The 16383-nt window shown below is 66.5% G+C and carries 15 protein-coding genes; 5 read left to right on the top strand and 10 right to left on the bottom strand.

What is annotated here, in order from left to right; translation table 11 throughout:
• Positions 1 to 2: 2 nt before the first annotated feature.
• From TSH64_RS32785 to TSH64_RS32765, 5 genes are all read right to left on the bottom strand, one after another.
• Positions 3 to 1628 (bottom strand): class I adenylate-forming enzyme family protein, encoded by a 1626-nt coding sequence (locus tag TSH64_RS32785; protein ID WP_109451472.1) that lies wholly within the window; start codon positions 1626 to 1628, stop codon positions 3 to 5.
• A gap of 82 nt (positions 1629 to 1710) precedes the next feature.
• Positions 1711 to 2514 carry an ABC transporter permease gene (locus tag TSH64_RS32780; RefSeq protein ID WP_109451470.1) on the bottom strand — a complete coding sequence of 268 codons (804 nt, stop codon included), beginning with the start codon at positions 2512 to 2514 and terminating at the stop codon, positions 1711 to 1713.
• Positions 2511 to 3407, bottom strand: coding sequence for an ABC transporter permease (locus TSH64_RS32775; protein ID WP_109451468.1), 897 nt, complete (start codon positions 3405 to 3407; stop codon positions 2511 to 2513). Before TSH64_RS32775 ends, TSH64_RS32780 begins: the two co-directional genes overlap by 4 nt.
• Positions 3404 to 4468, bottom strand: a complete 1065-nt coding sequence (locus TSH64_RS32770; RefSeq protein WP_109451466.1) for an ABC transporter substrate-binding protein — start codon at positions 4466 to 4468, stop codon at positions 3404 to 3406. The genes TSH64_RS32775 and TSH64_RS32770 overlap by 4 nt, the downstream gene beginning before the upstream one ends.
• A 22-nt stretch (positions 4469 to 4490) precedes the next feature.
• Positions 4491 to 5633, bottom strand: coding sequence for an ABC transporter ATP-binding protein (locus TSH64_RS32765; RefSeq protein ID WP_247873285.1), 1143 nt, complete (start codon positions 5631 to 5633; stop codon positions 4491 to 4493).
• Positions 5634 to 5755: 122 nt separating this feature from the next.
• On the opposite strand from TSH64_RS32765, the gene TSH64_RS32760 reads away from it, so the two are divergent.
• The gene (locus TSH64_RS32760; RefSeq protein WP_247873284.1) at positions 5756 to 6523 is read left to right on the top strand and encodes a TetR/AcrR family transcriptional regulator; all 768 of its coding nucleotides are present in this window, start codon (positions 5756 to 5758) and stop codon (positions 6521 to 6523) included.
• A 275-nt stretch (positions 6524 to 6798) separates the two neighbouring features.
• On the opposite strand, the gene TSH64_RS32755 is transcribed toward TSH64_RS32760, so the two are convergent.
• From TSH64_RS32755 to TSH64_RS32735, 5 genes are all read right to left on the bottom strand, one after another.
• Positions 6799 to 8016, bottom strand: a complete 1218-nt coding sequence (locus tag TSH64_RS32755; RefSeq protein ID WP_109451459.1) for an FAD-dependent oxidoreductase — start codon at positions 8014 to 8016, stop codon at positions 6799 to 6801.
• A 45-nt stretch (positions 8017 to 8061) separates the two neighbouring features.
• On the bottom strand, positions 8062 to 9000 hold the full coding sequence (locus TSH64_RS32750) for a CobW family GTP-binding protein (protein WP_109451457.1): 939 nt from the start codon (positions 8998 to 9000) through the stop codon (positions 8062 to 8064).
• The gene (locus TSH64_RS32745) at positions 8990 to 10513 is read right to left on the bottom strand and encodes an amidohydrolase family protein (RefSeq protein ID WP_247873283.1); all 1524 of its coding nucleotides are present in this window, start codon (positions 10511 to 10513) and stop codon (positions 8990 to 8992) included. Before TSH64_RS32745 ends, TSH64_RS32750 begins: the two co-directional genes overlap by 11 nt.
• Positions 10514 to 10627: 114 nt before the next feature.
• A complete protein-coding gene (locus TSH64_RS32740) occupies positions 10628 to 11446 on the bottom strand; it encodes a helix-turn-helix transcriptional regulator (protein WP_109451452.1) in 819 nt (272 codons plus the stop codon).
• Positions 11447 to 11556: 110 nt separating this feature from the next.
• Positions 11557 to 12243 (bottom strand): DJ-1/PfpI family protein, encoded by a 687-nt coding sequence (locus TSH64_RS32735; RefSeq protein WP_109451450.1) that lies wholly within the window; start codon positions 12241 to 12243, stop codon positions 11557 to 11559.
• A 93-nt stretch (positions 12244 to 12336) separates the two neighbouring features.
• On the opposite strand from TSH64_RS32735, the gene TSH64_RS32730 reads away from it, so the two are divergent.
• From TSH64_RS32730 to TSH64_RS32715, 4 genes are all read left to right on the top strand, one after another.
• Complete coding sequence (locus TSH64_RS32730; protein ID WP_109451448.1) at positions 12337 to 13296, top strand: GlxA family transcriptional regulator; 960 nt, start codon at positions 12337 to 12339, stop codon at positions 13294 to 13296.
• Positions 13297 to 13646: 350 nt separating this feature from the next.
• On the top strand, positions 13647 to 14936 hold the full coding sequence (locus TSH64_RS32725) for an ABC transporter substrate-binding protein (RefSeq protein WP_247873282.1): 1290 nt from the start codon (positions 13647 to 13649) through the stop codon (positions 14934 to 14936).
• A 147-nt stretch (positions 14937 to 15083) separates the two neighbouring features.
• On the top strand, positions 15084 to 15848 hold the full coding sequence (locus TSH64_RS32720) for an ABC transporter ATP-binding protein (RefSeq protein ID WP_109451444.1): 765 nt from the start codon (positions 15084 to 15086) through the stop codon (positions 15846 to 15848).
• On the top strand, positions 15841 to 16383 hold a 543-nt coding region (locus tag TSH64_RS32715), incomplete at its 3' end, for an ATP-binding cassette domain-containing protein (RefSeq protein WP_109453263.1). The genes TSH64_RS32720 and TSH64_RS32715, both read left to right, overlap by 8 nt.

Below are 16383 nucleotides of genomic sequence, written 5' to 3'. Positions count from 1 at the left end.
CGTCAGCGCCAGATCTTGTCCTGCCGGTCATAGGAGCCGGCGCGCAGGTCGGGCTTCTCGGCGATCAGGTGCTTCTTCTGGACCCGCTGGGAGTCGGTCAGGGGCAAGCTGTCGCGGTACTCGTAATAGCGGGGGACCTTAAACCCGGCGAGATGGCGGGAACAGTGATCGGCGATGAACTCCGGCGTGCAGCTGTCCGGGGATGCGCCGGGGGCCAGCAGGATATAGGCCTTGATCTCCTCGCCGCGGTAATCGTCGGGCACCGGCACGATGGCGGCGTCCTGGATGTCGTCGAGCGTGCGCAACACCACCTCGACCTCGCGCGCGGCGATGTTCTCGCCCATGCGGCGGACCATGTCCTTGGTGCGGCCGAGGATGTAGTGATAGCCCCCGGAATCCACCCGGCAAAGGTCGCCGGTGCGGAACCACCCGTCGGTGAAGGCGTCCGCCGTCGCGTCCTCGTTGCCGAAATAGCCCTTGAGGATGCCGCGGCCGCGGACCCACAGCTCGCCCGTCTCGCCGGTCGGAACCGGCTTGCCGTCCTCGCCCGCGACCATCAGCTCGCGGAAGGGCGCGGCCACGCCGCAGCTTCCCGAACCGGTCATCTCCGGCAGGCGATGGGCGGGGACGTAGCTGCCGCCGCCGATCTCCGTCATGCCGTAGAATTCCTGGCCATACACGTCGAAGCGGCGCTGGAAGTCGGCGTGGCTTTCGGGGCCGAAGGCGAAGATCGTGGCGATCTTCAGACTGTTGTCTGCGTCGCCGGCGCGCGGCGGCTGCTTGTAGACCATCTCGAACAGGGCGCAGTAATCGCAATCCAGCGCCGACACGTCGGGCATGAAGCGCTTGGCGCCCGGCTTGCGCGGGAAGAAGGCGCAGCCGCCGCTGGCCATGGCGTTCAGCAGGATGCGCTGCCCCACCATGTAGAAGAAGCTGGAGCCGACATAGAAGCGGCGCAGGTCGGTGGCGAAGAACTCGGTCGAGCTGATGCCGAGGCACAGCCAGTACTCGTTGCTCAGCATGCAGGCCTTCGAGAAGCCCGTCGTGCCCGAGGTGTATTGGAGGTTCAGCGTGGCGTCCATCGACCGCGGGATCGCCGGAGCCTGACGGCCGCGGGCCTCGTCCATCAGCACCCGCCAGTTGCGGTGACGGTCCGACACCGCATCCCCGATCACGATGACGTGCGAGGGATCGAGCCTCACCGCTTCCAGCCTGTCCAGATGCGGCAGGAATTCCGCCTCCAGCACCATGTGGGTGGCGAGCGAGGTCTTCAGGACATACTCGACCTCGCGCGCGGTGTAGGTGGCGTTGACCGGCACCATCACCGCCTGGAGACGCGACAGCGCCAGCCAGGTGATCGGGAACTCCTCGCGGTTCCAGGCCATCACCGCGACATGGACGCCCGGTCCGATGCCGACCGCGGACAGCGCGGCGGCGGCGCTGTCGACGCTGGCCAGAACCTCGCCCCAGCTCCGTTCCACCCCATCGTCGAGGAAGCGCCAGGCGGGCGCCGCCGGGACGCGGGTGGCGGTGGTCAGCAGCAGGTCGTACACCGAATCCGGAAGCGTCATCGCCTCCAGGCGGCGGGCGAGAGCATCGGGTTCTTCCCTGCGGAAATCTGAGAACATCACACTTTCCCTGGGTGATGGGGCCGTCGGGTGCGGTGGCCCATGTGAGGTGCGGCGCTGGCGCGCGGTGCCGGGCGACCCGTCACCCCGCGCGCCGTTGGGCGCGGCGTTGGATCAGATCGCTCATGAAGACGGCGGCGAAGGTGACGACGATCAGCAGCGTGGCGACGGCGGCCACGACCGGCGTCAGGTCGTGACGCATGTCCGCCCAGATGCGCATGGGCAGGGTTTCGTTCTGCCCCATGACGAACAGGGCGATGACCAGCTCATCGAAGGAGATGAAGAAGGCGAACACGCCGGCCGAGATCACCGCCGGACGGATCGTCGGCAAGGTGACGTGCCAGAAGGCCTCATGCGGCCGGGCCCCCAGCACGCGGGCGGCACGGGCCAGCGTGTCGCCGGTCTGACGCAGCGCCCCGGACACCGTGGTGGTGACGAAGGGCAGAGCCAGAACGGCATGGACCAGGGCCACGCCCCACAGCGAGCCGTAAAGGCCGAAGCGGCTGAAGACCAGCAGGGTGCCCAGCGCCAGGATGATGACCGGCACCACCTGCGGCCCCAGGAAGACCGGTCCGGCCGCCCGCGCGGCCTTGCTGCCCTCCCGGCTCAGCACCAGGGCGGCCGCGGTGCCGATGGCGGTGGCCAGCGCAGCACTCGCCGCGGCGATCAGCAGGCTGCGCAGGGTGGCGTCGATCCAGCCGGCGGACGCGAAGAACTCCTGATACCAGCGGAACGTGAAGCCCTGAGGCGGGAATTTCAGATAGCGCGTTTCGCTGATCGACATCGGGATGACCAGCAGCAACGGCAGCAGCAGGTAAAGCAGGACGCCGACGAAATAGACCGGAAGCAGGTAGCGCCCGGATTTTTCCCAAAGCGATCGTTTCATCGCGAGCCTCCATGGCCGCTCAGCCCCGTCACCCGCCGGAAGAGCAGAGCGATGGCACCCACCACGGCAAAGCCCGCGACCACCAGCACCATGCCGAGCGCGGAACCTAGGCCCCAGTCGAGGGTCAGCGTGATCTGCGTCGCGATCAGGTTCGCGATCATCGTCTCCTTCGGACCGCCGACCAGTGCCGGGGTGATGAAGAAACCGAGAGCCAGCACGAAGGTGAGCATCCAGGCATTGACCGCTCCCCCCGCGCTCAGCGGAAGGAAGATGTGGACGAAGCCGCGCCACGGCGATGCACCCAGAATCCGGGACGCCATCAGCAGGGAACGGTTGATGGTGGTCATGGTCGAGAACATGACCAGAATGGCAACCGGCAGCAGGACCTGGACCATCGCGACGTAGACGGCTCCGCGCGTGTACAGCATCTGGAGCGGCCCATCGACGGCGCCGATCCCGATCAGCATGGAGTTGACCAGCCCTTCCCGGCCGAGAACGACGATCCAGCCGAAGGTGCGCACCAGCACGCTGACCCACAGCGGGGTCAGGATGAGGAGCAGCAGCAAGGTCCGGTTGCGCGGCGGACGGGATGCAAGGAAATAGGCGGCCGGATAGCCGACCAGGATGCAGGCGCAGGCCACGCCGAAGGAAAGCTGCAAGGTTCCGAACAGGATCGTCCGGTACGGCCCCGCGCCGAGTGCCGCCTCGTAATTCTCCGCCGACAGCCCGGCTTCCCCCTGCACGCTCCACAACGCGACCTCGCCCACCGGGAGGATGAACACGAAGAGGAACAGCACGGCCGCCGGCGCAAGCAGCCAGAGGGAGGAGAGAGGCGCGCGCCTGCCGCGCGCCGCCCCTTTCCCATCGCGCGGCATGGCGACGCCGTCGCTCATTGCAGGCGCCAAGCTTCCCACCGCTTCTGGATGCGCGGCAGGTTTTCAGCCCAATATTCGGAATCCAGCGCGAACTGAACGTCGAGGTTCGCCGGGCTGGTCGGCAGCTCCTTGGCCTCGTCCGCCGAGAGGATCTTGTAGATGTCGGGGTTGAAGGAGGAATAGGGCATGGCGCGGGCGATCTCGGCCAGGCGCGTCGGCGTGTTCCAGCAGTAGTTCATGAATTTCTGGGCGTCGGCCATGTTGCGGGCGCCCTTCACGATGGAATAGTAGCTGACGTCCAGCGACCCGCCGTCCCAGATGATTTTGACCGGCAGCTTGTCCTTCTGCAGCTGCTGGATGCGGCCGTTGAAGGCGGTCGCGTAGAAGACCTCGCCGCTGGCGAGAAGCTGGACCGGCTGCTGGCCGCTGGTCCACCAGACGGTGATCGCCGGCTTGATCTCGTCCAGCTTCCTGAACGCGCGGTCGACGCCGTCCGGCGACCGCAGAACGGTGTACACATCGGACGGCTTCACGCCGTCGGCGATCAGGGCGAATTCGAGGTTTTCCGCCGGGGAGTTGCGCAGCGTGCGCGGGCCGGGGAAGGTCTTGACGTCCCAGAAGTCCTTCCAGCCGCTAAAGCTCTTGCCTTCCGGCAGCTTGTCGGTGCGCACGCCGATCGTGGTGGAATAGGCGATCGCGCCGATGGCGTACTGTTTGCGGGCAACCGGCGGGAGCTTGTTCTCCGGGTCGACCACCGACCAGTCGATCGGCTCCAGCCAGCCATTCTTGGACGAGACCGGCAGGCCCGAGCGCTCGGTGGGCGCAATGTCCCACAGGATGTTCCGGGTGGTCTGCTGGACGCGGATCTGGGCAAGGGAGTCCTCGGTCGCCGCCTGGGTGACGGTGATGCCGGTCTCCTTGGTGAACGGCTCGATGCAGATGCGGTTCAGGGTTTCCGCCCATGCACCGCCGTAATTGGCAATCGTGATCGACTTGTTGCCGGACTGGGCCAGGGCGGCGTCGCCGGCACCGCCGACAATCGCCGCTCCAACGGAGAGGCTCCACAGCAGCTTCTTCATAACGGCACTCCCAATCAGTTCTTTAGCGACCGGTCTTGGCGAGATCCGGAACGAGGACAACGTCGGAGGGGCGCAGGACGAGACCGATGGTCTCGCCGCGTTCCGGGATCCGGTCCCTGTCGCGTCTCTGTTCCCGGAAGTGGATGAGCGCACCATGGGCGGTGCGGGCGCTGTATTCGATCACGTCGCCGAGGAACACCGCCTCTTGAACGGTCACGTCCACGGCGATGTCCGACCCTTCGGCCGGACGGCGCTGAAGCTTTTCGGGGCGGACGCTGGCGTACCAGGCCCCCTGGCGGGCCCGGGAGTCCGCGTCCCGGTAGACGGCACCCAGTTCGGAGATCGACACCGATCCGGCCATCGACAGATCCGCGGCCAGCAGGTTGGTCTGCCCGATGAAATCGGCGACGAAGCGGCTTTTCGGCGCGTCGTACATTTCGGACGGCGTGCCGACCTGCTCGATCCGTCCGTCGCGCAGCACGACGATGCGCGATGACATGGCGAGCGCCTCGCGCTGATCGTGGGTCACATAGACCACGGTGCAGCCGAGCTGATGCTGGATTTCCTTGATCTCGAACTGCAACGCTTCGCGCAGCTTGAGATCGAGCGCGCCGAGCGGTTCGTCCATCAGCAGGACGGGCGGCTCGAACACGATGGCGCGGGCGAAGGCCACACGCTGCTGCTGCCCGCCGGAGAGATCGCGGGGCATCCGCCTGGCGAGCGCGCCGAGCCGGACGATCTCCAGGACCCGCTCCACCCGTTCGTTGATCTCGCGCCGCGGAGCGCGGCGCATCCGCAGCGGGAAGGCGATGTTGTCGAACACCGTCATGTGCGGGAACAGCGAATAGTTCTGGAACACCATCCCCAGATTCCGGCGTTCCGGCGGTTCGTCGATCACCGACTTGCCGTCGATGAGGATGTCGCCCGAGTCCGCCCCGGAGAAGCCCGCAAGTGCATTCAGAGCCGTTGTTTTCCCCGATCCGCTCGACCCGAGGATCGTCAGGAACTCGCCGGGATGAATGGTCAGGGAAAAATCGTGCAGTGCTGTTACCGATCCATAGGCCTTGCGGACGGATTGGAACTCGATCGTCGCACCGGTCGCCTTCGCTTTTGAAAAAGCTTCCCTGTTCAAGGTGCCGCTGGAGGGTTTATTGACGTCCACCATCGTAGGTACCATCGGCCTGTCCAGTGATGACGCATTGTCTAAATATGACGCTATGTATAAAAATAGCCCTCGTCAAGCTGTGAACGTCAGCTCGCAGAACATTTTTGCCGGGGCCATGGTGGTTGGGGAGCGAGGGCATAAAAATGCAGCAGGATGAGAAAATTCAGGGCCGCGGGCCTGAGCGGGATGAAGCCGTTCCCCCTCTCTTCTTCGAGGAGGTTCTGGCGATCAAGAGCCGGGAGCGGACGCGGCCGAAGCGGGAGCGGACGCGCTACATGCTGCTTTCCCTTGTCGCCCGCCACCTGCGCACCACACGGGGAAAGCTGATGACGGTAGAGGCCCTGCTGGACGAAGCCGGGCTCTCACGCGGAACCTTCTATAATCATTTCAAAGACATGGATGAATGCGCCGTCGTCCTCGTCAATCTCTTCTTCGAATATGTCACCCACCGCCGCACCGCATCGAAGGGGCCACGAAGCAGCTACGAGGCGATCTTGACCGCCAACACCGACTATTGCCGCGCCTATGAGGCGAACGCAGGCTTCTACAGCCTGTTCTCGGAACTGGCCACGCGGGATCCCGAGATGTTGCGCATGCGTGAGCGGATGAATTCCGAATGGGTCGACCGCATCATCCTGGCCGTCGCCCGCCGTCGCGGACGGCCCTTCGGCCTGGAGGAACGCGGCAGGTTCGAGGGCGTCCTGCGCCTGCTGATCGCGATGACGATCGAGAGCCTGCGCGAAAGATTCGTCCATGGCGACGCACTGCTGTGCCGGTCCTTCCCCACTGCCGACAGCCTCGCAAAAGCCTTGTCCGACCAGTGGTATCTTGCGATGTCGGCGTTCGAAGGCCCGGCCCGGCCGAACAGTGCCGCCAACGGCGGAAGCTGACCGGCGGACGGCGACGCCTTCCAGGTCGGCCCGTTGCTTTGCCGGACCAGCGGTGCCCAGGGCAACCGCCGCCACCGAGCCGACGCAGCGGGACCGCCACATCCAGGGCATCGCCGAGCACGGCTGCCTGGCCGGCAAGCCGAGGCCATCAGCGGCGCCACCATCCCGAAACGGATGACCGATCGAACGCGCCCGAACTCCGCCCGCCCACCTGAATTAAGGTCGCGACGAGGCTCAGTGCGCCCTCGCCGCCATCCGTGAACCGAAGCCGCTCTCTAGGACAGTCCGCCGTCGAGGCCCTCGACAGCCCCCATGTCGCCGTCGAAGGCGCGTGCGAGGCGCTCGGCGGTCACCGGGCCGAGGGTGAAGCCCTGATGCCCGTGGCCGAAGTGGAACCACAGCCCGGAATGCCGCGGTGCCTTGCAGACCAGCGGCAGCATGCCGGGAAGGCAAGGCCGCGTCCCTGACCAGGCGGAGTCCTCCACCGCCTTGCCGAACCGGAACAGCGCTCTCGCGGCCACCTCTCCCCGCGCCAGCTGCCCGGGATAGGCCGCCGGCGCCGCCCCTGCTGACAACTCCGCCGCCGTGGCGATCCGCAACCCGGCGCGCATGGGGGAGAGGACGACCGAATGGTCGGCCAGAAGCATCGGCCGGCTGGGGCCGTCGTCACAGCCATAATGGAGATGGTAGCCGCGCTTGCGCACCATCGGCACCCGATACCCCAGCCCCTTCAGCAGCTCCGGCGACCAGGGGCCGAGCGCGACGACGGCGTGCTCCACCGCTTCACCGCCGACGCGCCAGCCGCGGCCGGACTGCGCCAGCGGGGCTGCGTCGGCCTGGACGATCCTGCCGCCCCGCATCCGGAAGAGGTCGGCATAGGCGGTGACCAGTTCCCCGGGCGCCACGCAGGACCAGGGCGCTGTCCAGTGGATGGCGCCGGGCAATGCGGCGCGCAGGCTGGGCTCCGCGCGCGCAAGCATGCCCGAATCCGCCGCCTCGAAGTCGATGCCGTACCGGCGCTTGCGCCGCTCCGCGTCGAGCAGGGCCGCGGCCAGTCCGGCCCCGGTCGCGTGAACCTCCCAGTAGCCGCGCGTTCGGATGAGGTCACCGGCTCCTGCCGCCTTGATCAGGGCGTTGTGCCGCGGCACCGCTTCCAGGATCAGCCGGTGCCACACCGGAACGACCTTGCCCAGCGGGCTTCCCGACGACGACCGCCAATAGGAATAAAGCGCCGGAAGCTGGCGCGGCAGCGAAGGCCAGTGAAGGGCGACAGCGTTCTTCCAGCCGAGCGCCATCCGGAGCATCACCAGCGGATTAGCCGGCAGGGCGTAGGGTTCGACCGCCTCGGCCTGGATGATGCCGGCGTTGCCGTAACTGGTCTCCGATCCCGGCGGCCGCCGGTCGAAGACCACGCAATCATGTCCCCGTTCCTGCAGGGCAAGGGCCGTGCAGATGCCGACCATGCCCGCTCCCAGTATCGCGACCTGCGCCATTCCGCGCCTTCCGTTCCGTGTTTCCGTTGTCGCCGCGCTCCCTGCTCAGGCGACCCTGATCGCGTCGAGGGCCGCCTTCGCCCGCCCGATGTCGAACTGCTCCTTCCTGCCGATGAAGACCAGCTGGGCGCCGGGGCCCGGTTGCGGCGGCATCGACGGCGACAGGCTCGCCCGTGTGCCGACGAGCTGGAACAGGAACCGCTCGCCCGGCCGTTCGCGGAACGACAGGAAGCCCTTGCCGCGAGCCAACTGCGCGGCGAATGTCTGGACCGCGCCCTGGAAAGCGGGGAAGGAGACCGGGGTTTCCGACGACCATTCGAGATGCGCGAACCGATCGTCGGAGAAGCGTGGAGGGGGGCTGCCCTCCGGTCCGTCCGTCCGCTCCGGTGGACTGCCGAAAAGAATGTCGATCGGGATGTCGGCATCCTCCCGGATGACGAACACGATCTTCTCCCCCATGGCGCGCAACAGAGCCCTGAGGCCGAGAACCTCCTTGTCGGCGATGCGGTCCGCCTTGGACAGGACGACGAAGTCGGCGGCATCCAGTTGGGCTCGCCACAGGCCGTCGGAGACGTCATGTTCTTCCGCATCGACGACCGTCACCACGGAGTCGAGCCTGACCGCGCCCCGGAGGATCGGGTCGTACAACGCCTCGGCGATGCCGCGCGGATCGGATACCCCGCTCGCCTCGATCACGATCCCGTCGATGCGGGCCTTGTGGGACAGGACGGTCCGCAGCGTCCGCAGCAGATCCCCCTGGAGCGAGCAGCAGATGCAGCCGTTCTTCAGGCCGATGACCGGACGGCCCGAGGCCGACAGGATCGCCTCGTCGATGTTGACCGCCCCGAAGTCGTTCACGATCGCGGCGAAGCTCCGCCCGCCGCTGACATGCAGGATGCGGTTGATCAGCGTGGTCTTCCCCGACCCCAGCACGCCGGTGACGAGCATCACCGGCACGGGACCGGCGACAGCGTCATGAGTCATCGTTCCGCCTCCCTCCTCTCACCGCGCGGCCCGGCCGCGCCTGCGTGTCCAGCATCCCGTCGAGGATGACGGGTGTACCTCCCACCAGCACGGCATGCATCCCGGCCGCATGCGCGGTCATGTCGGTGAAGCTGGCGCGCTCGGCGACGGTCTCGGGATCGAAGACGGCGATGTCGGCATCGCAGCCCTCCTGCAGCCTGGCCTTCCGGCGCATCTGCGGAACGCATCCTTCGATGATCCGCGACGGGATGAGGGTGCATTTCCCGATCGCCTCCGCCAGGCCGATCTTCCCGCGCTTGCGGTGGTAGTCGCCGAGGAACCTGCTGAAGGTGCCGGCCGATCTGGGATGGGACGACAGCCGCCGCGGCAGCGGCCATTCCGCGCCGCGGTAGAGCGACCCGTCCGGTTCGACCCAGGGCATCGCGTCGGATGCGATCGCGCCGCCCGGATACAGGACGGACAGGTCGAGCAGATCCCGATGGGCGTCGTCACGCTCCAGATCCAGGAAATGCCAGGCGACCAGCGCCCCCGGATCGGCCCGCCGGGCGCCGAGCAGGTCGTCCCGGTCGCGCATCTGGTGCCGGTTGTGGATCAGCTCGATACTGCCATAGGAGGTGCCGGTCCGTTTCGGGAATGCCGGATCGGCGAAGAAGGCGGCGGAAACGACTGTCGAGCCGGTGCCGTAGGGATAGGCTTCGACCGTGATCGGCAAGCCCCTGTCCTGCGCGTTCAGCAGCAGCTCCCGGCACCGGCCAATGTCGTGCAGCGAGGTGGAGTTCAGATGGCAGACATGCATGTGGGCGCCGGTCGCGGCGGCATAGCCGATCAGCCGGACATAGGCCTCTTCCGAACTCTGCGGATCGGTGTTCGACATGAAGGGGATGTGGGTGAAGGTCGGGACGGCGGCCTGTGCCGCGGTTCCGCAGACCGCCGTCATCTCCTTGACGCCCGCTCCCGGCGCATAGCCGTGCGGGATGCCGATGCCGATGCCGCCCTCGCGCAGGCCGGCCGACAGGATGTCCTGGATTCGGGCGATCTCGCCGGCGGACGCCACCGCGCTCGACCATCCGCCCTCGTCGCCGGCGCCCTGGCCCATCATCTCCATCGGATGCAGCTCCGGATCGGGGGCGATGCCGGCCTTGACGGCCTTGCGCGCGAAGATCCAGCCGACCGACACCCCGTGGTTCAGGACGCGCCCGTCGGCCCGCTGCCGGTCGTACCAGGCCGCCACCGGCAGGACCCCGACCTCCAGTTCCAGCGCGGTGGTCACGCCGTCGAACGCCTGCATCCAATCCGCGGCGACCGACTGGCCATGCGCATGGATGTCCACGAAGCCGGGGCACACCACCTTCCCCGACGCATCGAGGGTCTTTTCGCCGGACGCCGCCGGGATCGCGCCGACCGAGGCAATGGTCCCCGACCTGATGGCGACATCGGCGATCTCGTCCCGGCCGCTTTCGGGATCGATGACACGGCCCCCGCGGATCACCAGATCAAATGTATCTTTCGACAAGGCCCCGTCACTCCCCGATCCATGTGCCGGCGGCCTGCACGCCGCCGGCTCCCGCGACGCCCCGTCCATCGCAGGACCGGGGCGAATATTTTAAAATTGCAAGACCCCGTATCATCAGCTGCGCACCATCCGCTCTTTCAGGGAGTTTCCATAAAGACTGAACAGCTCGTGTATCGTTCCAACCCCCAGCTTCGAGTACAGGTTCTTGCGGTGGGTCTTCACCGTCGTTCCGGAAATATCCAGTCGGAGACTGATTGACAGCGTCGAGTGGCCGCCGATCAGCAGACCGACGATCTCCTTTTCACGCGGGCTCAGCCGCTCGATCCGTTGCAGCAGCCTGTGGTCGATGGTGTCGCCCCGGCCGTCGGCCGGCAGTCCGGCACTGTGCCGATGGCGGCGGAACACCGACGTCAGGAACGGGAGGACGCTCCTCACCCGCCCGGCCTCTTCGTCCGTGAACCGGCGTCCGCTGCGCCTGCGCGTCATCACCATCAAGGTGCAGGCGTCGCCGGACATCGGCAGGGCGATGCACAGCTCTTCGCCGCCCTCATGCATCCCGTCAGCCCGGCAGTCCCTGGCCGGATATCCCAACGCCCCGGCCGGATCGCGCGAGGTCTCGCGCAGCAGGTGGACACCCGATCTCACGCCGGCGCGGTACATCCGGTCGAATGGATGGCGCGCCGTACCGCCGTTCCGGTGTTCCAATCCGGTCCCCGAACGGTCGCGGCCGACCAGACCCTGCCGCCGGTTGCCGTCGTACAGGAGCTGGGTGCATTCCTCGAAGGAGATCAATGTGGCGAGGGAGCGGGAGAAGATGCTCGGGAACACCGGATCTTCGATCGCGTCGACAAGGTCCGCCGACGTCTCCGCCCAGGAGGCCAGAAGGCCATGGTGGGAAACGGTGCAGCCTTGCGCATCTCCATGACACAGCATTTCGCCCTCGTTTCGTAGAGGTCGGGGTCGTGTTTTCCCAAGCGGCCGCGGCGGTTCCGCCGGCGGGGGGCCGGCGGGGAGGGTCCGTCCGCGTGATGGCCGTGCGGGGATCAGGACATCCGCGCTGCGGCCTGCCGGACCGCGTCCATCCGGCGCGCCCGGAACGGTGCGATCCTTTCGCTCATCGCTGCGAGAACCTCCGCCGGCGCGGTGTCCGGCGAGCCGGCGTCGAACGGCGGGGCGGGATTGTATTCCAGGCGCAACTGCACCATCTCCGCGGTCGCACGGTCGACGAGGGTCGCCACCAGGGTCAGCGCGAAATCGATCCCGGCGGTGACGCCGCCGCCGGTGATGCGGTTGCGGTCGATGCAGACCCGTTCGCGCGACGGCGTCGCCCCGAACAGCGGAAGCGCCTCGACCGCGCTCCAATGGGTGGTCGCGCGATAGCCCCTCAACAGGCCGGCCGCCCCGAGCACCAGCGATCCGGTGCAGACCGAGGTGATGTACCGGGCGCCCACAGCCTGCTTGCGGAGGAAGCCGAGCACCTCGTCGTCGCCGAGAAGGCCGTCGGTGCCGTATCCGCCCGGCACGCAGATGACGTCGAGTTGCGGGCAGTCGGCGAATGTCACGGTCGGCGTCATCGCAAGGACGGAATCGCTCGGCACCGGCTCCATGTTTTTCCAGACCAAGTGGACTTCGGCGCCCAGCACACTGGAAAAGACCTGTAATGGCCCCGTGAGGTCGAGTTGCGTGACCTGGGGGAAGACCATTAGTCCGATTTGCAACGGTGTTGCCATCGCTTGGCTCCAAATATTCGGCTTGACGACAGAAATCTGCCATGATGGCATCGGGTCAGAAACGGCGTAATTCCCTCCTTTTCGGACGGACGCATGATCGGAGTGCTGATCTATCCGGACTTCCAGCTGCTGGACGCCGCCGGGCCCATTTCCGTGTTCGAGATCGCCGGACGCTTCGCCGGCAAGGCGCCGGCGATCCGGATGTATGCCGTTGAGGCGGGGCCGGTGCGGAGTTCCTCGGGCGTCGAGACATTCGCATACGGGCTGCGGTCGGCCAAACCCGTCACGACCCTGATCGTCGCCGGAGGAGAGGGCGTCACCGCGGCGGCGTCGTGCAGGACGACGGTCGCCTTTGTGCGGCGGCTCGCAAGCCGGGGGGTGCGGATCGCCAGCGTCTGTTCCGGCGCCTATGTCCTGGCCGAGGCCGGGCTGCTCGAAGGCCGCCGCGCCACCACCCATTGGTGCCGCACGCAGGACTTCATGGCACGCTATCCCGACGTGAAGCTCGAGCCGGACAAGATATTCACCTGCGACGGCGGGGTGTGGACCTCCGCCGGCATCACCGCCGGGATCGACCTCGCGCTTGCGCTGGTCGCCGAGGATCATGGCGACGCGGTCGCGCAGAAAACCGCACGCCAGCTCGTGCTCTACCATCGCCGCAGCGGCAGACAGACACAGTTCTCGCCTCTTCTCGAATTGAAGGCTCCGAACGGACGCTTCGACGCGTTGCTGTCCTGGGCGCGCGAGCATCTCGACCAAACTCTGACCGTGGAGGATCTTGCCGAACGCGTCGGCATGAGTTCCCGGCATTTCGCCCGCACCTTCATTGCCGAGACCGGCATGACTCCGTCGAAGGCAATCGAGAAGCTGCGGATCGAAGTCGCACGGGCATGGATCGAGTCCTCCAGCGAGATGATCGAGCGTGTGGCCCTGATCACCGGCTTCGGCGATCCCGAGCGGATGCGCCGCGCCTTCATCCGTGCGTTCGGCCAAGCACCGCAATCCCTGCGCCGCGCCGCCCGCGAAGCCAAGGCCCCCTCGCCGACCCGCTGACGGTACCCGCTACCGGGCGAGGCACGGATCCACCCGCCATCCTCCCTTGGGAGGATGGCGGGCTGCTGCACGCCCGGCCAAAGTAAGAAAGTTAACATAATCTGGCAGGCATTCCGCCGGACCTCCATGGTCGGCGGCGGTGCTGTAACCAGAACAGGGAGCTTGCACGGATTCTTCGCCATTGAAGGCCGAATGCGGGGCCGGGCACCGGGTTGAGCCATGCCGTCTTTTCGGTGAGTGTCGGAATACCCGGCTCGCGAGGGGATCGGAGGCACGGACGTGGCCGGGCGGAAAAATCCATCGCGTCACAGCAATCGCAATGACCGACTAGAGCAGGGACGACGAGAAACATGCACCATCATCGAAGCCGGTTCATCAAGCCCTGGTACCGGTCCGCCATCCGGAAATCGAAGACGGCCGCTGCCGCGCTGTCGGCCATGGCGATCATGACGACCTTTTCGGCGGCGACCGTTTCGGCGGCTGAAATCTCGGACGGCGTGGTGAGGATCGGCATCATCAACGATCAATCGGGAGCCTTGTCAGACATAACGGGGCCCGGCTCGGTCGTCGCTGCCAAGCTGGCGATCGAAGATTTTAAAAAACTGAAGCCTGACCTGAAGGTCGAACTTGTCACGGCCGATCATCAGAACAAGGCCGACATCGGGTCCCAGATCGTGCGCCGGTGGATCGACGTCGACGGCGTCGACATGGTCGCCGATGTCGGAAACTCCGCCGTCGCCCTGGCGATCCAGTCGGTCGCCCGGGACAAGAACAAGATCGTCATCTATTCGGCGGTCGGAACGACCGAGATCAGCGGCAAGCAGTGTTCGCCGACCGGCATCGCCTGGCTCCACGACAATTACAACCTTGTCGCCGCCCCGATCCGCAGGCTCGTTTCCGAAGGCCAGGACAGCTGGTTTTTCGTGGCGGCCGACTACGCCTTCGGCCGGAACATGGTGTCGGAGTCCCAGCGGATCTTGTCCGAGGTCGGCGGCAGGTCGGCCGGTGCGATCTTCCATCCGCTCGGTACCGTCGAATACAGCTCCTTCATTCTTCAGGCCGGCAGCTCGCAGGCAAAAGTCGTTGCCTTCGCGAACGCCGGCGACCAGCTCGTCGCCGCGATGAAGCAGTGGAACGAGTTCGGAATGGACAAGAGCTCGCAGAAGGTGGTTGCGGAACTCATGTTCCTGACTGACGTGCACAGCATGGGGCCGGAGATCGCAAAGGGCCTGACGACGGTCACCGCCTGGTACTGGGACCTGAACGACGAGACCAGGGCGTTCGGCCGGCGGTTCTACCAAGCCCGCAACAGGATGCCGACAGCCCCCCAGGCGGCGGTCTATTCCGGCGTGCTGCATTACCTGAAGTCCGTCGCGGCGGCCGGCACGGATTCGACCGATGCCGTCATGGAAAAAATGAGGTCGACGCCGGTGGACGATTTCTTTGCGCGTGGGGCAAAGCTGCGTGCGGACAACAAGCTCATTCATGATTTTTATCTCGTCCAGGTCAAGGAGCCGGCCGAGGTGAAGGGTCCTTGGGAATATTACAAGGTGGTCGCAACGATCCCCGCGAGCGAGGCTTACCTGCCGCTGAGCCAGAGCGATTGCCCGCTGGTCAGCACCGCGGGCAGCCAGAAATAAGCGGAACGACGGTCACCGGCGGCGGATACCGCACGGCCGTCAAAGCACAGCTCACGCAACACAGTTCATCGCGTGTCGCCATCGGGATTCCCATGGCCCGATTGCCATGGCCCACCGCCAGCAACAGAAGGACGCCAGAACGCGACCATGAATGACACCATCATCCTGGAAGCGCGTGGTCTGACGAAGGAGTTCGGCGGCTTCGTCGCGGTTCGCGACGTGAACCTGCAGGTTCGCCGCGGCACCATCCACGCGCTGATCGGCCCGAACGGCGCCGGCAAGAGCACGGTGTTCAACCTGCTGACCAAGTTCCTCACCCCCACCCGCGGCCAGATCCTCTACAAGGGCCGCGACATCACCCGCACCAAGCCGGCCGACATCGCCCTGATGGGGCTCGTCCGTTCCTTCCAGATCTCGGCCGTCTTCCCGCATCTCAGCGTGCTGGAGAATGTCCGGGTGGCACTCCAGCGCCCGCTCGGCACCAGCTTCCATTTCTGGAAGTCCGAATCGTCGCTCTACGACCTGCACGACCGGGCGCTGGAGCTGATCGAGGCGGTGAACCTCACCCCCTGGGCCGGCCATCTGGCCGCCGAGCTGCCCTATGGCCGCAAACGCGCCCTGGAGATCGCCACCACGCTGGCGCTCGACCCGGAGGTGATGCTGCTCGACGAGCCGCTGGCCGGCATGGGCCATGAGGACATCGAAGGCACCGCCGCCCTGATCAAGCGCGTCGCCGCCGACCGCACCGTGCTGATGGTGGAGCACAACCTGTCGGTCGTCGCCCACCTGTCGGACACCATCACCGTGCTCCGCCGCGGCGAGATCCTGGCGGAGGGACCGTATGAGGTCGTCTCGAAGAACCCGCAGGTGATGGAAGCTTATATGGGCACGGGGGGGAACGGACATGCCTGACGGCGCGATGACCAAGACCGCCATGCTGGAGATCGCCGACCTGCACGGCTTCTACGGCGAGAGCCATGTGCTGCACGGCGTCAGCCTGGAGGTGCGGCAGGGCGAGGTGGTGACGCTGCTGGGCCGCAACGGCGCCGGCAAGACCTCGACCATGCGCGCCATCATGGGCATCATGGGCAAGCGCACCGGCTCGATCCGCTTCCAGGGCACCGAGCTGATCGGCATGGCCCAGCACAAGATCCCCCGCCTCGGCATCGGCTATGTGCCGGAGGAGCGCGGCATCTTCTCCAGCCTCAGCGTGGACGAGAACCTGACGCTGCCGCCGGTGGTCAAGGAGGGCGGGATGACGGTCCCGCAGATCCATGAGCTGTTCCCCAACCTGAAGGGCCGCGGCTCGACCCAGGGGACGCGCCTGTCGGGCGGCGAGCAGCAGATGCTGGCGATTGCCCGCATCCTGCGCACCGGCGCCAATCTGATCCTGCTGGACGAGCCGACCGAGGGCCTGGCGCCGGTCATCATCGAGCAGATCGGTGTC

Origin of the sequence: Azospirillum sp. TSH64 (assembly GCF_003116035.1) — a bacterium.
Classification (GTDB): Bacteria; Pseudomonadota; Alphaproteobacteria; order Azospirillales; family Azospirillaceae; genus Azospirillum.
Note: the sequence above shows the minus strand (reverse complement) of the source record. Positions and strands in the feature narration are given on the sequence as shown.

What these genes read in the sequence shown, in the direction of transcription:
- TSH64_RS32785 (WP_109451472.1), bottom strand. Translation starts at nt 1,628, where the DNA reads ATGTTCTCAGATTTCCGCAGGGAAGAACCCGATGCTCTCGCCCGCCGC.
- TSH64_RS32780 (WP_109451470.1), bottom strand. Translation starts at nt 2,514, where the DNA reads ATGAAACGATCGCTTTGGGAAAAATCCGGGCGCTACCTGCTTCCGGTC.
- TSH64_RS32775 (WP_109451468.1), bottom strand. Translation starts at nt 3,407, where the DNA reads ATGAGCGACGGCGTCGCCATGCCGCGCGATGGGAAAGGGGCGGCGCGC.
- TSH64_RS32770 (WP_109451466.1), bottom strand. Translation starts at nt 4,468, where the DNA reads ATGAAGAAGCTGCTGTGGAGCCTCTCCGTTGGAGCGGCGATTGTCGGC.
- TSH64_RS32765 (WP_247873285.1), bottom strand. Translation starts at nt 5,633, where the DNA reads ATGGTGGACGTCAATAAACCCTCCAGCGGCACCTTGAACAGGGAAGCT.
- TSH64_RS32755 (WP_109451459.1), bottom strand. Translation starts at nt 8,016, where the DNA reads ATGGCGCAGGTCGCGATACTGGGAGCGGGCATGGTCGGCATCTGCACG.
- TSH64_RS32750 (WP_109451457.1), bottom strand. Translation starts at nt 9,000, where the DNA reads ATGACTCATGACGCTGTCGCCGGTCCCGTGCCGGTGATGCTCGTCACC.
- TSH64_RS32740 (WP_109451452.1), bottom strand. Translation starts at nt 11,446, where the DNA reads ATGCTGTGTCATGGAGATGCGCAAGGCTGCACCGTTTCCCACCATGGC.
- TSH64_RS32735 (WP_109451450.1), bottom strand. Translation starts at nt 12,243, where the DNA reads ATGGCAACACCGTTGCAAATCGGACTAATGGTCTTCCCCCAGGTCACG.
- TSH64_RS32730 (WP_109451448.1), top strand. Translation starts at nt 12,337, where the DNA reads ATGATCGGAGTGCTGATCTATCCGGACTTCCAGCTGCTGGACGCCGCC.
- TSH64_RS32725 (WP_247873282.1), top strand. Translation starts at nt 13,647, where the DNA reads ATGCACCATCATCGAAGCCGGTTCATCAAGCCCTGGTACCGGTCCGCC.
- TSH64_RS32720 (WP_109451444.1), top strand. Translation starts at nt 15,084, where the DNA reads ATGAATGACACCATCATCCTGGAAGCGCGTGGTCTGACGAAGGAGTTC.